The following is a 12,273-nucleotide window of genomic DNA, read 5'->3' as shown; positions in this document are numbered from 1 at the left end:
GGCTGCGAGCGGCTTCAGGCGGCCTTGAGTGCCGACAGTTGCAGTGCCTGCGCAAAGCGGGCCAGCGTGGCGATCGAGCCCGTCACGCTCTCGTACCGCTCGCGCCCGATCTGTCCGTCGAGGATCACGAGCATGCCGGCGTCGCGCGCCAGGGCGACGAGCGCCTGCGTGTCGAGCGCGGCAGCGTCAGGCCGGCGGGCCTGGTCGCCCGAATCGGGAAGCGGGGTAGCGTGTGTCATGACGGCTCTCCTGATGGCCCGGAATCCGGCTGGCGCGCAGCCGCGATCCGTGATTTCAGTATCGTTGTCGCGCCCGCGCGATTCAATCGGCATGCCCCGAAGCTGCGGTAGGAATCGCGCGGAGCGCGTCGGCAGATTCCTACACGGCACGCGGTTTCGGCGGCGGGCGGCGGCGCACCGGCCGCGCCGCACGCCGCCGTGCATACCAGCTTCCGATCGCGCGCCAGATGTCGGGGGCGGATTCGCAGTACGTGAACAGGTCGAGATCGCTGCGATCGATCATCCCCTCGTCGGCGAGGAAGGCCAGGTCCACCGCGCGGCGCCAGTACGCCTCGCCGACGAGGATGACGGGCAGCGGCGGGATCTTGCGCGTCTGCAGCAGCGTCAGGACCTCGAACAGCTCGTCGAATGTGCCGTAGCCGCCCGGGAAAAACACGGCGGCTTTCGCGCGTTCGAGCAGGTGCAGCTTGCGGATCGCGAAATAGTGAAACCGGAAACCGAGATCGGGCGTGATATACGGATTCGGCGCCTGTTCGCGCGGCAACTCGATGTTCAGGCCGATGCTCGGCGCGCCGAGTTCGTATGCGCCGCGGTTCGCGGCCTCCATGATGCCGGGGCCGCCGCCGGTGACCACGGCGAGCCGCGCGGCACGCGTGCAGCGGTCGGCGTGGCCGACGATGCGCCCGAATTCGCGTGCGACGCGGTAATACACGCTGTGCTCGACGAGCCGGCTCGCCGCCGCGACGGCGCGGCGCCGGCCCGCATCGTGCGGACGCTGCGCGAGCAGGCGATTGGCTTCGTCCAGCCGGGCATTCGCGACGGCAGGGGCGACGATGCGCGTGCTGCCGTAGATCACGACGGCATGGCCGATGCCTTCGCTCTGCAGGCGCGCCTCGGCTTTCCAGTAGTCGAGCTGCAGCCGGATGCCGCGCATGCTCGCGCGCTGCAGGATGGTGGCGTCGTCGTCGGCAGGCGTGCGCTTCGGGCGTCGGGCGGGACGCCGCGCGCGGCGCGGGCCGGGCCGGGCGCTGTCGTCGTTACTGGCGAGCGCATCGGGCCGCGTACGTGCGCGTGTGCCGCGCGTGTCCGCCGGCGTCGCGCCGGGTGCGGCACGGCGGCGCGCGTTGCCTCGTACCGTACGGGCGGGTAGGCGTTTGATGGCGGTCGGCATGCGGTGCGGGCCGGCGGGCCGGCTACTGGCTCAGCACCCATTGCACGAGCTGATGCGCATCGTCGGCGGACAGCGGGCCGCCGCGATCCTCGGCGGACGGCATCGGCGTGTCGCCCCAGTGCACGCGGCCGCCGACGCGCAGCTTGCGTTCCAGTTCCGCGGCGGCGGCCGGATCGCCGCGATAGCGCTGCGCGATCTCGTGGAACGACGGCCCGAGGAACCTCATGTCGGGCGTGTGGCAGAACATGCAGTGCTGCGCGTTGACGAGATCGGTCGGCTCGGGCACGGCCGTCTGCGCGGCGGCCGGGCCGGCCGCCGCAGCGATCGCGCAGAGGGCGGCGAAACGCAGGAGGTTCATGTTTTTATCCTCGTCCGGGTCGGAGGGGGCGCACCTTGCCTCGCGGCGCGATCAGGAGACGACTTCGTCGAGCGGGCGGCGCGGCGAATGCGGCGTATGCGGGCCGCGCCCGACGCGCAGCAGCAACTGCGGCTCGCCGCGCAGCCCGAGCATGTGGCGCAGGTGGGCGCGCAGCCCGGCCGTCTCGATCGGCTGGTTCAGGTAGGACGCCGTATGGCCCGCGCGCGTCGCGACGAGCAGGACGCGCTCCAGCGCCTGTCCGGCGGCGAGCCACGCCTCGCGATCGTCGCGGACGGTCGACAGGCAGACGATCAGCGGCGACGCGCCGACGAGCTGGTGATGCAGCGCGGCGAGCCCGTTGCCGAGATCGAACGTCCGGACCGCCATCGTCACGACGGGCGCCGCGAAGTCCAGCAGCGTCGGCACGCCGGCCGCGAATGCCGGCATGCCGTCGACGTGCCGGCGCGGATCGATCCAGCTCGCCAGCTCGCGCCGGAAGCGCGGATCGGCGAACTGCTGCCGGTCGGCCTCGGCGACGAGCTCGGCCACCCGTGCGCGGTGCGCGATCGCGTCGATACAGGCGACCTCGACGCCTTCCGCCGCGCCGGCCGCGATCAGCTCGCGCTGGAGCGTGTCCGGAACGGCCGTCGATTCGAACGGCGCGCGCGTCGTCACGCGCTCCGGAATCGCATCGAACAGCGCGCCGAGCGACGCGTCGGAATAGCCGTCGTCGCAGACCCGCACCAGTGCGAGCAGATCGGGGTCGACTTCGGACGGAAACGTGCTGATCGTATGGGCGAGCCCTGCGTGGTCGAGCGCGACACGCAGGTTGAGCAAGGCGGCGCCGCAACTGATGATCAGCTCGCGATCGAACGGATCGACCACCGGCAGCGCACGGACGCGGTCCGCGCAGACCGCGATCGTGGGCCCGTCGACGATGAACCGCCACGGCTGCGAGTTGTGGCTGGACGGGGCCAGCACCGCATAGGCCAGCAGCGACCTCAGATGCGCTTCGGGATGCGCGCTTGCGGCAAGTGGGGGAACGGATATCATTCGATCATCTCCTGGTCGGCCGGGCGGGCGGCGTCATGCCACTTCATCGTGTCAGCAACCGGCCGGCCGCCGTTGACCCACGTCAAGCGCCCGTCACTGCGCCATGCGCGCGCGGCGCGTGGCGACTAGCCTTGCATCGTGACGCGCGCGAACTCGATGGCGCGGGGAGGCGAGCATGCTTGCGATGATGTTTGACGGCACGACGCCGCATTTGCGCGAGGCGCGCGTGCCGGATCCGCTGCCGGCGCCGGGCCAGCTGCTGATCGACGTGCACGCGTGCGGTGTATGCCGGACCGATCTCCATGTCGTCGACGGCGAACTCGCGCACCCGAAGCTGCCGCTGGTGCCGGGGCACGAGATTGTCGGAACGGTGCGCGTGACCGGCGAGGGTGTGACGGGATTCTCCGTCGGCGACCGGGTGGGCGTGCCATGGCTGGGCTCGACCTGCGGGCATTGCGCGTACTGCGCGTCCGGCCGCGAAAACCTGTGCGACAGCCCGGGATTCACCGGTTACACGATCGACGGCGGTTATGCCGAGTGCGCCGTTGCCGACCATCGCTATTGCGTGCACCTGCCGCGGCGCTATTCCGATCTCGAGGCCGCGCCGCTGCTGTGCGCCGGCCTGATCGGTTACCGAACCTTGCGCATGGCCGGCGATGCGCGTCGCGTCGGCATCTACGGCTTCGGCGCGGCCGCCCATCTTGTCGCGCAGGTCGCGCATTTCGAGGGGCGGAAGGTGTTTGCGTTGACGAAACCCGGCGACACCGTCGCCCAGCAGCTCGCGCTGTCACTCGGTGCCGCATGGGCCGGCGGCAGCGACGAAACGCCGCCGGAACCCCTCGACGCCGCACTCGTCTTCGCGCCGGTGGGCGCACTGGTGCCGGCCGCGCTTCGCGCGGTCGACAAAGGCGGGATCGTCGTATGCGGCGGCATTCACATGAGCGACATCCCGGGCTTTCCGTACGCGTGGTTGTGGGGCGAGCGCCGCATCGCGTCGGTCGCCAACCTGACGCGCGCGGACGCGGCCGCGTTCATGCGGATCGCCGATGCGATGCCGCTGCGGGTCGAAGCGGTGCGTTACGCGCTGACCGATGCAAACCGCGCACTGGACGATCTGCGCGCGGGGCGCGTATCCGGCGCCGCCGTGCTCGGCATGCGCGGCTGATCCCGCTCGACATGCCCGCACCGCAATGCGCTCAGATGCGCCCGAGGCCGTCCGAATCGACGATGCGGATCTGCTTGCCTTGCGCGGCGACGAGCCCCTTGCGCTGGAACTTCGACATCATGCGGCTGACCGTTTCGAGCTTCATCCCGAGATACTCGCCGATCTCGTCGCGCGTCATCCGCAGCACGAATTCGGCGGCCGAGTAGCCGCGCGCCTTGAAGCGCGTGGACAGGTTCAGCAGGAAGGCGGCCACGCGCTGCTCGGCGGTCATCGTGCCGAGCAACAGCATCTGCGCGGATTCGCGCACGATCTCGCCGCTCATCATCTGATACACGTGATGCTGCATCGGCCGAACGTCGCGGCACATCTGTTCGAGCTGGCCGAACGGAATGATGCAGACGGTGCTGTCCTCGAGCGCGATTGCGTCGCCGTTGTGCCGCCCGGTGTGCACGCCGTCGAGCCCGAGCGATTCGCCGACGATCTGGAAGCCGGTGATCTGCTCGTCTCCGTCGCGATGCATCACGATGGTCTTGAACGAACCGGTTCTGACCGCATAGATGCTGTTGAATGCGTCACCCGCGCGAAACAGCGTTTCGCCGCGCCTGACGTGCCGCGTCGTGCAGATCATCGCGTCGACGCGCGCGAAGTCGTCAGGCGAAAGATCGGGCGGCATGCACACGGTACGCAGCGCGCACGTCGAGCAACGGGACGCGGCGCGCTTCGGCTGGTCCGCCCGTTCGACGGGATGCAGCGGGATGAACGGACGTGACGGGTGTAACGGCATGGTCTGCGAAACATCGGCATGGCTTTGCATGATCGGCTCCAATTCCTGGGCCAGCGGCGAATCGCTGTCGGGCAGGATCGCGCTGGCCGTCGTACCGGCGGCCTTGGTGTCTGCCGCCTTCCTGATGGGGAACCACACCGGACGGGCCAGGAGACCGAAACCGGTCTCGGGGTTGAGGGGGCCTTTGCTCCGGGTGGCACGCTGGCTTGTTTTTCTTGATACGCAGTATGGATGGCGCGGCGCTCGACGGAAATCAGCCGGAATTGAAGATGCGGTAGGACACGTGGAAGCGTTGTAGGGCGTTTCCTACAAAGGGGGCGGCATCTTGCCGCGATCTTGCCGCCGAGGCGGGCGCGCGTTGCCCGGTCGACGTTGTCGAGAGGCGGGCGGCAACGGGCGGCAATTCCGTTGACCTGACTCAATGCCGGCGGCGGTGGCGGACGTTATGTTCGATACCACGCGACGCAGCGTCGAGGGGCCGGGTGCGGACGAAGCGTGCGCCGGTCGCGCGATCGCGAGCCGCCCATGCGGCCACTGGCAGCGGGATCGACGGGGCGCAAGCAGCCGGCTGCCTGGCGGCCGTCAGAGTTCGTCCGGGTCGTCGAACAGCTTGTGGCGCATCGCATAACGCACGAGCGCCGTGTCGTTCGGCATTTGCATCTTCTCGAGAATGCGCGTCTTGTACGTGCTGACGGTCTTGACGCTGACGCAGAGCGCCTTCGCGATTTCGGAAATCGACTCGCCGGTGGTGACGCGCCGGAAGACGTCGAATTCACGGTCGGACAGACGCTGGTGCGGCAGGAGATCGGTCGGTTCGTTCAGGCTCTGCGCAAACTGTTCGGCCATCGTCAGGCTGACATACACGCCGCCGGCCGCGATCTTGGTCAGCGCCGCGACCAGCTCGGCGCTCGCGCTCTCCTTGGTCATGTAGCCGGATGCGCCCGCGCGGAACGCGCGCACCGCGTATTGCTGCTCGGCGTGCATCGTCAGCACGAGGACATGCAAGGCCGGTTTCTCGTCCTTGATCTGCCTGATGAGTTCGACGCCGTTCCGGCCGGGCATCGACAGGTCGAGCACCAGCACGTTCGCGGCCGTGCCGCGCACGAGTGCGATCGTGGATGCGCTGTCGCACGCCTCGCCCGCGACCTCGAAGCCGCTTGCGTTCTGCAGGATGTGCCGCAGGCCGTCCCTGACGAGGGCGTGGTCGTCGGCGATGAGTACCCTGATCATGACAGCACATCTCCTTGCTGGATGGCGTGAAGCGGCAACGCCACGGTAATCGTGAATCCCGTTCCCGGCCGGTTCTCGATCGTCACCGTGCCGTCGAGCATGTGCGCGCGCTCACGGATGCCGATCAGCCCGAACGACGGACGATCGCGCTCGTCGCGGGCGACCTCCGGCGCACCGTGGCCGTTGTCCGCGATGCGCAGCATGCAGTAGCCGTCTTCCACTTTCAGGGCGAGCTTCACGTGCGTCGCATCGGCATGCCGGGCGACATTGGTGAGCGCTTCCTGCACGATGCGGAACAGTGTGGTGGCGCCGGCGCTGGTGAACGCGGTATCGACGGGGGCGATGTCCCGGTCGACCGTGATCCGGTAGCGATGCGTGAAATCGTTTGCAAGCCACTCGATCGCCGGGACGAGACCCAGGTCGTCGAGCATCACCGGCCGCAGATCGGCCGCGATGCGCCGAACCGACGCAACGGTCGAATCGATCAGGCGATGCATGCCGCTCAACTGCTCGCGCACGCCGGTATGGGGGGCGACAATGCCCGCGAGCCCCAGCTCGACGGCGGAGAGGTCCATCTTGAGCGCGGTGAGTTGCTGGCCGAGGTCGTCGTGCAACTCGCGTGCGATCCGCGTTTTTTCTTCCTCCCGCACGTTCTGCAGGTTGGCGGACAGCTCGCGGAGTTCCTCGCGCGACTGCCTGAGCGCATTTTCCGCGCGGACGCGCTCGGTGACGTCGCGCAGCATGACCGTGTACAGCTTGCCCGTGCCGTCGCGAATCTGCGATATCGACGCCTCGATCGGGAACTCCGTGCCGTCGCCGCGCAGGCCGAACAGCACGCGTTGCTGCCCCATCTGGCGGTCCGACACGCCCGTCACGCCGAATTGCTCGACGTGCCGCGCATGCGCGGCGCGAAAGCGCTCGGGGATGAAGCGGGTGAGCGGCGCGCCGATCGCCTCCATCGCGGAGACGCCGAACACGCGTTCCGCGGCCGGATTGAAGATCACGATCGTCTGGCTTTCGTCGACGGTAATGATCGCTTCCATCGATGACCGGATGATGCCCATCATCCGCTCCCCGGTCGGCTGGCCGTCGCCGGCGGGCACGGCGGCGGAGATTCGCGTGGAGACAACCTGCTGCACGAGCACGGCCAGTATCAGCGACAGCGCGGTGCCGGCCGCCAGCACGGCCAGCGCGGGGCCGGACGTGTCCGGGCCCGGCGCACTGTAGCGCAGCGTGAGCGGCGTACCACCGAACGACAGCGAATCCGTTCGCGTGAGCATGTTGCCGGCGGCCGTGGCGTCGTTGCCGCCGAAGCCGCCGGCATGGACGAGCGCCGCCGGGATGTCGGCCGCGATTTCCATGCGTAGCCGATCCAGTATCGACGGATCGACGAGACGTGCCGGATCGAGCGCGGCATAGACGTATCCGGTCGCGCGCGCATGTTGCGGCCCCGGCGGAGCCCCGTCTTCAGCGTCCGCATAAATCGGCAGATACAACATCAGCGCCGTGCGGGCACTCGTCGCGTCGGCGCTGTCCCGGGTCGCGTTCGCGGCCAGCGCGACCCTGCCGGTTTCCGCCGCTCGCTGCAGTGCCCGCCGGGTCGCCTGATCGTCATTGGCGGGGCTCGGCTCGATTCTCCCGACGCTGCGGACGGGCGACTGCAAGCCGTCCAGATCGAGACCGGCAATGTAACGACGCCACGCGTCGCCGGATTGAGGCACGACCAGCGTCGACGCGAAGCCGCGCGCGCCGCGCAAGACGGCGGCGGCGCCGAGGAAGCTGCGCCGGAGGTCGGCCGTCGCGAGCGTCGCCGATTGCGCGAAGCGTGCCTGGGCGGCTTCCTGCGCCCGGTTCTGCACGAGCCGGGCGGCGGCAAACGACGTGGCCAGGCCGAGCGCCAGCGTCAGCAGCGCGGCGAGGGTCGCGGATCGCGCGGGCCGGACCCTGCGCGGAGCCGGCCCGGCCTTGAAGGCGGGCACATGGACTGTCATTGCCGTTCATCCTGACGGATTTCGCCGGCGGCCGGCGGGCGGCGGGCCGGACGCGGGGCACGGGAAGCGGGGCAGGCCGAAACTGCGATGTCGCCCGAAATTGTGCGCGTTTTGTCCGGATTCGCCAATCGGGACCGATGCGTACGCCTGTTTCCGTGCGGGCTTGACCGGCGTCAACCGGACGATGCGCGTCGGGCCCAGACTGGTCTGGCATGCCGGTCAAATCCGAACGGCAACGGGGAGGCTCCATGTATGCACGGATCTTTGCGGCACTCGACGGCAGCCGCGCTTCGCGACTCGCGCTCGACGAGGCGATCGCGCTCGCCCGCGATTCAGGCGGCCTGATCGTCGCCGTGTGCGTGGTATCGGACGCGCCGAGGGTGGCCGACGTCGACAGCGGCTATATCGGCCAGCGCGACCCGGCGGGGCTGGATGCGGACAGGGCCGCGATCGCGGTGGCGGACGCGGAGACCGCGTTTCGCCTGTGCGGCGTCCGCGGCACGGCACACACGCTCGACGCGTGCGGCGAGGACGTGTCGTCCGTTCTGGCGCGGGCCGCCGCCGAATGCGACGCGGAGCTGATCGTGATGGGCACGCACGGGCGGCGCGGCGTGCGCCGTGCGTTGCTCGGCAGCGTCGCCGAATCGCTGGTGCGCACCGCCGACCGGCCGGTGCTGGTCGTGCGGGAGGGGCAGGGCGCGTGTGCCGCCGTGTTGTGACGAAAAGGGGGGCGGCCGCAAGCGGCTGCCCCCTTTTCGACGGCTCAGTGAGACAGCAGCACCGGCACCGTCATCGTCTCGAGGATCGTGCGCGTGGCGCCGCCCAGCACGCGTTCGTGCATGCGCGCATGGCTGTACAAACCCATCACGAGCAGGTCCGCGTGCAGGTCGGTCACCCGGTTCAGCAGCGTCGCGCCCACGCCGACCGACCGGTCGCGCGGCGTCGTGGAGAACGACGCGCGAACACCGTGCCGTTCGAGATACGCGGCGACGTCGACGCCCGCGGGCGTCTTGTCCGGGTCGGGCTGCCCGCGCACGACCGTCTCGACGTTGACGAAGCGCGCGCGGGCGAGCAGCGGCAGCGCATCGGCCATCACGCGGGCGGCTTCGCGCCCGCCGTCCCAGCCGATCAGCACGTTCTCGCCGATCGTTCGCACGTCGCCGGCGTAGGGCACGACGATCGCCGGGCGGCCGCTGCCCATCACGACATCCTCGACGAAATGACGCGCGACGTAGGTCATGCGATCGTCGGGGTCTTCCTGGCCGAGCACCAGCAGATCGGCGTGACGCGCGTGCAGAATGGCGGCGGCGGTCGCGTCGCCGGTGGGGGCCTGCCATTCGACGCTGCGTCCCGCGCGCTCGGCGGCCGTCAGGAATTTTTCCTCGGCTTCCTTGCGGCGCTGCTCGCACAGCCGCTCGTACACGGCAAGCTTCAGCGGTTCGTCGGGCCGCCGCAGCGGCTCGAACAGGTCCTGGCAGACCACGTAGAGGCCGATCAGATGCGCGTTCCAGCGCGCCGCGAGTTCGAGTGCGAGGCCAACGCGCGTCGCGCAGCGCTCGCTGTCGTCGAGGTGGACGAGCAGGGTCTTGTAGCTCATGACGGCTCCTTTTCGGTTGATGCCGCGGCGGTTTCGGCGGGTTTCTCCGACGGGCAGTTCGCCGGAATCATCAGGACGGGGCAGGTGGCCAGGCGCAGCACGCGCTCGGCCACGCTGCCGAGGAAGAGGCGCTGAAAGCCGCGCCGGCCGTGCGTGCCCATCACGATCAGGTCGGCCCCGGTTTCGTCGGCAAGACGGACGATCCGGCGCGGAATGTCCTCGCCCGCGGGCTCGACGTTGGAGATCTGCGGCGTGCCGGCCACGTCGCGCGCTTTCAGGCGTCGCGCCGCGTCGTCGGTGACGCGCAGCCCCTCCTCGCGGAAGGCATCGACGAGGATCGACGGATCGTATCCGTACGTGTCGTAGGCGGGCACCAGGAAATCGACGACGTAGACGGGGGTCAGCCGCGCACCCGTCTCCGCCGCGAGCGTCAGCGCGGCGTCGAGTGCGCGGGACGACGTGTCGCTGCCGTCGAGCGCAACCAGAATGTTCGAGTACATGGCATTTCCCTTGAACGGATGTGGATGAAGTCATCATCGGCGCGCGCGCGCCGACGGCGCTGATCTGGATCAAGCGGCGCGGTTGCCGCGCAGCACGCGCACCGCGGCGCGTGCCGCGATCCACGCTTCGTTGGTCGGCTCGACGACCACCGTGACCGCGCTCGACGCGGACGACACGACCTGCGCATGGCCGGCATTCGCGCACACGTCGAGGTCGATGCCGAGCCAGCCGAGCGATGCGCAGATCCGCTCGCGCAACACGGCCGAGTGCTCGCCGATGCCGGCCGTGAAGACCAGCATGTCGAGGCCGCCGAGCAGCGCGGTCAGCGCACCGGCCTCGCGCACGATGCGATGGACGTACAGCGCCAGCGCATCGGCGGCCGGCGCATCGCCGGCGGCTTCGCGTGCCAGCAGCACGCGCGGGTCGCCCGACGCGCCCGAGACGCCCTTGAGCCCCGACTCGTGATACAGCAGGTGGCCCAGCGCGTCGCCCGACAGCTTGCCGACTTCGAGCAGGTGCAGGACGACACCGGGATCGAGCGCCCCGCAGCGCGTGCTCATCATCAGCCCGTCGAGTGCCGAGAAGCCCATCGTCGTCGCGACGCTGCGGCAGTCGCGCATCGCGCACAGGCTGGCACCGCTGCCGAGATGGGCGGCGATCACGCGGCCGTGCGCACGTGCGCCGAACCGCTCGTCGAGCGCGACGGCCAGGTATTCGTACGACAGGCCGTGGAACCCGTAGCGCCGTACGCCCTCGTCGAACCACGCGTGCGGCAGCGGGAGCAACTGCTCGGTGCGCGGCAGCGTGCGATGAAATGCCGTGTCGAACACGGCGATGTGCGGGACGCCCGGAAACGCGCCGCGCAGCACGTCGATCGCATCGAGGCCGTGCGGCTGATGCAACGGGGCGAGCGGCGTCAGCGTGCGTAGCGCGCCGAGCACCGCGTCGTCGACGATCACCGGCTCCATGAAGCGTGTGCCGCCGTGCACGACGCGATGGGCAATGGCGCCCACCGTGATGTGCGGCAACTGCCCGCGGACCCACGTCGCGATCCGCGCGAGCGCGTCGCGACAGGGGGCGCTCGCACCGAGCGGCAATGCAACGGCCGGTTCGGCGTCGAAGCGGATCGACACGCCGTTGTCGGTCTCGACGGCTTCGCCCTCGTGCAGCGGCCGTCGCGCGGGATCGTCGTGCGGCGGATACGCAAAGAGCGCGAACTTCACGCTCGACGAACCGGCATTGACGACGAGAAGCGCGAGTGTGCGCATCGGCCGGCTCAGTGCGACATCAGCACCGGCAGCGTCATCGAACCCAGCACCGTGCGCGTGGCGCCGCCCATCACCAGTTCGCGCCAGCGCGGATGGCCGTAGGCCCCCATCACGAGCAGGTCGGAACCCGTTTCGTAAGCGCGTGACAGCAGCGTGTCGCCGATCGACGCGCCGGCGCCGGTACCGATGTCGAGCACGTTCACGTCGTGCGCGTGGCGTGCCAGCATCAGCGCGGCATCGGCGGCCGGAATGCGCGTGGTCGCCGCCTCCGAATCGGCGTCGACCACGGCGGCGACCGTCGTGCGCTTCGCATGCTCGAGAAACGGGAGCGCGTCGTGCGCGGCGCGGGCCGCTTCGCGGCTGCCGTCCCATGCGACGAATACCCGTTCGCCGATCGACGGAAATTCCCCGGTGTACGGCACGAACAGCACCGGGCGGCCGGCGGACAGCACCAGGTTCTCCGGAAACTGGTCGTCGATAAAGGTCTCGGGATCGTTCGGGTCGCTCTGGCCCGCAATCACGAGATCGGCGAGCCGCGCGGCGCGCAGCACGGCCAGATTCGCGCGTTCGTCCGCGCGAACCCAGGTCGCCGGCACCTTGGCGCGGGCGGTCTCCGCATGGAACAGGCGTTCCAGCGCGGCGAGCCGTTCGTCGCGCCGCTCGCGGTGCTCGCGGAAATAGTCGGCGGAACCGGCCATCACGTAGAACGAATACGGCTCGGGCGTGTAGACCGCGAACAGCCCGGTGAGATGCGCACCGAAGCGCCGGGCGAGACGCAACGCGAACTCGAGGCGCGAATGCGCGCGGGCGCTCGTATCGAGGTGCACGACCATGCTTTTGTAGCTCATCGGAATCGCTCCATCGACGGGTGATCCGCCAGTGCAATCCAGTCTACGAAGCAGGGTTTCCGCGCGCT

At 69.6% G+C, this 12,273-nt stretch carries 13 protein-coding genes; 2 read left to right on the top strand and 11 right to left on the bottom strand.

What is annotated here, in order from left to right; all coding sequences use genetic code 11:
* Nucleotides 1-14: 14 nt before the first annotated feature.
* The 4 genes from ACTJLD_RS32380 to ACTJLD_RS32365 form a co-directional block, all read right to left on the bottom strand.
* Nucleotides 15-239 carry a hypothetical protein gene (locus ACTJLD_RS32380; RefSeq protein WP_021159371.1) on the bottom strand — a complete coding sequence of 75 codons (225 nt, stop codon included), beginning with the start codon at nucleotides 237-239 and terminating at the stop codon, nucleotides 15-17.
* A gap of 139 nt (nucleotides 240-378) precedes the next feature.
* Nucleotides 379-1,410: a TIGR00730 family Rossman fold protein gene (locus tag ACTJLD_RS32375; protein WP_440660688.1), complete on the bottom strand. Its 1,032-nt coding sequence runs from the start codon at nucleotides 1,408-1,410 to the stop codon at nucleotides 379-381.
* Nucleotides 1,411-1,432: 22 nt separating this feature from the next.
* A complete protein-coding gene (locus tag ACTJLD_RS32370) occupies nucleotides 1,433-1,768 on the bottom strand; it encodes a c-type cytochrome (RefSeq protein ID WP_021159373.1) in 336 nt (111 codons plus the stop codon).
* Between the two features lie 51 nt (nucleotides 1,769-1,819).
* Nucleotides 1,820-2,821, bottom strand: a complete 1,002-nt coding sequence (locus ACTJLD_RS32365) for an Acg family FMN-binding oxidoreductase (protein ID WP_060082658.1) — start codon at nucleotides 2,819-2,821, stop codon at nucleotides 1,820-1,822.
* A 175-nt stretch (nucleotides 2,822-2,996) separates the two neighbouring features.
* Here ACTJLD_RS32365 and ACTJLD_RS32360 point away from each other — a divergent pair, with 175 nt between their 5' ends.
* Nucleotides 2,997-3,986 (top strand): zinc-dependent alcohol dehydrogenase family protein, encoded by a 990-nt coding sequence (locus tag ACTJLD_RS32360; RefSeq protein ID WP_124533535.1) that lies wholly within the window; start codon nucleotides 2,997-2,999, stop codon nucleotides 3,984-3,986.
* Between the two features lie 31 nt (nucleotides 3,987-4,017).
* Here the strand turns inward: ACTJLD_RS32360 and fnr are convergent, their stop codons facing one another.
* The 3 genes from fnr to ACTJLD_RS32345 all read right to left on the bottom strand — a co-directional run bounded on the left by fnr (nucleotide 4,018) and on the right by ACTJLD_RS32345 (nucleotide 7,991).
* The gene (gene fnr / locus ACTJLD_RS32355; protein ID WP_322072923.1) at nucleotides 4,018-4,800 is read right to left on the bottom strand and encodes a fumarate/nitrate reduction transcriptional regulator Fnr; all 783 of its coding nucleotides are present in this window, start codon (nucleotides 4,798-4,800) and stop codon (nucleotides 4,018-4,020) included.
* 552 nt (nucleotides 4,801-5,352) lie between these two features.
* Nucleotides 5,353-6,000: a response regulator gene (locus tag ACTJLD_RS32350; RefSeq protein WP_174392695.1), complete on the bottom strand. Its 648-nt coding sequence runs from the start codon at nucleotides 5,998-6,000 to the stop codon at nucleotides 5,353-5,355.
* Nucleotides 5,997-7,991 (bottom strand): sensor histidine kinase, encoded by a 1,995-nt coding sequence (locus tag ACTJLD_RS32345; RefSeq protein WP_440660686.1) that lies wholly within the window; start codon nucleotides 7,989-7,991, stop codon nucleotides 5,997-5,999. Before ACTJLD_RS32345 ends, ACTJLD_RS32350 begins: the two co-directional genes overlap by 4 nt.
* A 248-nt stretch (nucleotides 7,992-8,239) precedes the next feature.
* Between ACTJLD_RS32345 and ACTJLD_RS32340 the strand changes: the two genes are divergently transcribed.
* Nucleotides 8,240-8,710, top strand: coding sequence for a universal stress protein (locus tag ACTJLD_RS32340; RefSeq protein ID WP_027792301.1), 471 nt, complete (start codon nucleotides 8,240-8,242; stop codon nucleotides 8,708-8,710).
* Nucleotides 8,711-8,754: 44 nt separating this feature from the next.
* On the opposite strand, the gene ACTJLD_RS32335 is transcribed toward ACTJLD_RS32340, so the two are convergent.
* The 4 genes from ACTJLD_RS32335 to ACTJLD_RS32320 all read right to left on the bottom strand — a co-directional run bounded on the left by ACTJLD_RS32335 (nucleotide 8,755) and on the right by ACTJLD_RS32320 (nucleotide 12,205).
* The gene (locus ACTJLD_RS32335; protein WP_060082655.1) at nucleotides 8,755-9,588 is read right to left on the bottom strand and encodes a universal stress protein; all 834 of its coding nucleotides are present in this window, start codon (nucleotides 9,586-9,588) and stop codon (nucleotides 8,755-8,757) included.
* Nucleotides 9,585-10,088: a universal stress protein gene (locus tag ACTJLD_RS32330; RefSeq protein ID WP_059696801.1), complete on the bottom strand. Its 504-nt coding sequence runs from the start codon at nucleotides 10,086-10,088 to the stop codon at nucleotides 9,585-9,587. The genes ACTJLD_RS32335 and ACTJLD_RS32330 overlap by 4 nt, the downstream gene beginning before the upstream one ends.
* Nucleotides 10,089-10,157: 69 nt before the next feature.
* Entirely contained in the window at nucleotides 10,158-11,357 is a 1,200-nt protein-coding gene (locus ACTJLD_RS32325; protein ID WP_440660684.1) for an acetate/propionate family kinase, read from the bottom strand.
* A gap of 8 nt (nucleotides 11,358-11,365) precedes the next feature.
* Nucleotides 11,366-12,205: a universal stress protein gene (locus ACTJLD_RS32320; RefSeq protein WP_060172798.1), complete on the bottom strand. Its 840-nt coding sequence runs from the start codon at nucleotides 12,203-12,205 to the stop codon at nucleotides 11,366-11,368.
* Nucleotides 12,206-12,273: the final 68 nt, after the last annotated feature.

Origin of the sequence: Burkholderia sp. 22088, from assembly GCF_052045915.1 — a bacterium.
Taxonomy (GTDB): Bacteria; Pseudomonadota; Gammaproteobacteria; order Burkholderiales; family Burkholderiaceae; genus Burkholderia; species Burkholderia cepacia.
The sequence above is the reverse complement of the archived record's forward strand: the minus strand, read 5'-3'. Positions and strand labels throughout refer to the sequence as shown.

Excerpts from the sequence above, each read along its gene's own strand:
- fnr (WP_322072923.1), bottom strand. The coding sequence starts at position 4,800 with ATGCAAAGCCATGCCGATGTTTCGCAGACCATGCCGTTACACCCGTCA.
- ACTJLD_RS32335 (WP_060082655.1), bottom strand. The coding sequence starts at position 9,588 with ATGAGCTACAAGACCCTGCTCGTCCACCTCGACGACAGCGAGCGCTGC.
- ACTJLD_RS32380 (WP_021159371.1), bottom strand. The coding sequence starts at position 239 with ATGACACACGCTACCCCGCTTCCCGATTCGGGCGACCAGGCCCGCCGG.
- ACTJLD_RS32330 (WP_059696801.1), bottom strand. The coding sequence starts at position 10,088 with ATGTACTCGAACATTCTGGTTGCGCTCGACGGCAGCGACACGTCGTCC.
- ACTJLD_RS32375 (WP_440660688.1), bottom strand. The coding sequence starts at position 1,410 with ATGCCGACCGCCATCAAACGCCTACCCGCCCGTACGGTACGAGGCAAC.
- ACTJLD_RS32345 (WP_440660686.1), bottom strand. The coding sequence starts at position 7,991 with ATGACAGTCCATGTGCCCGCCTTCAAGGCCGGGCCGGCTCCGCGCAGG.
- ACTJLD_RS32350 (WP_174392695.1), bottom strand. The coding sequence starts at position 6,000 with ATGATCAGGGTACTCATCGCCGACGACCACGCCCTCGTCAGGGACGGC.
- ACTJLD_RS32365 (WP_060082658.1), bottom strand. The coding sequence starts at position 2,821 with ATGATATCCGTTCCCCCACTTGCCGCAAGCGCGCATCCCGAAGCGCAT.
- ACTJLD_RS32320 (WP_060172798.1), bottom strand. The coding sequence starts at position 12,205 with ATGAGCTACAAAAGCATGGTCGTGCACCTCGATACGAGCGCCCGCGCG.
- ACTJLD_RS32370 (WP_021159373.1), bottom strand. The coding sequence starts at position 1,768 with ATGAACCTCCTGCGTTTCGCCGCCCTCTGCGCGATCGCTGCGGCGGCC.
- ACTJLD_RS32360 (WP_124533535.1), top strand. The coding sequence starts at position 2,997 with ATGCTTGCGATGATGTTTGACGGCACGACGCCGCATTTGCGCGAGGCG.
- ACTJLD_RS32340 (WP_027792301.1), top strand. The coding sequence starts at position 8,240 with ATGTATGCACGGATCTTTGCGGCACTCGACGGCAGCCGCGCTTCGCGA.
- ACTJLD_RS32325 (WP_440660684.1), bottom strand. The coding sequence starts at position 11,357 with ATGCGCACACTCGCGCTTCTCGTCGTCAATGCCGGTTCGTCGAGCGTG.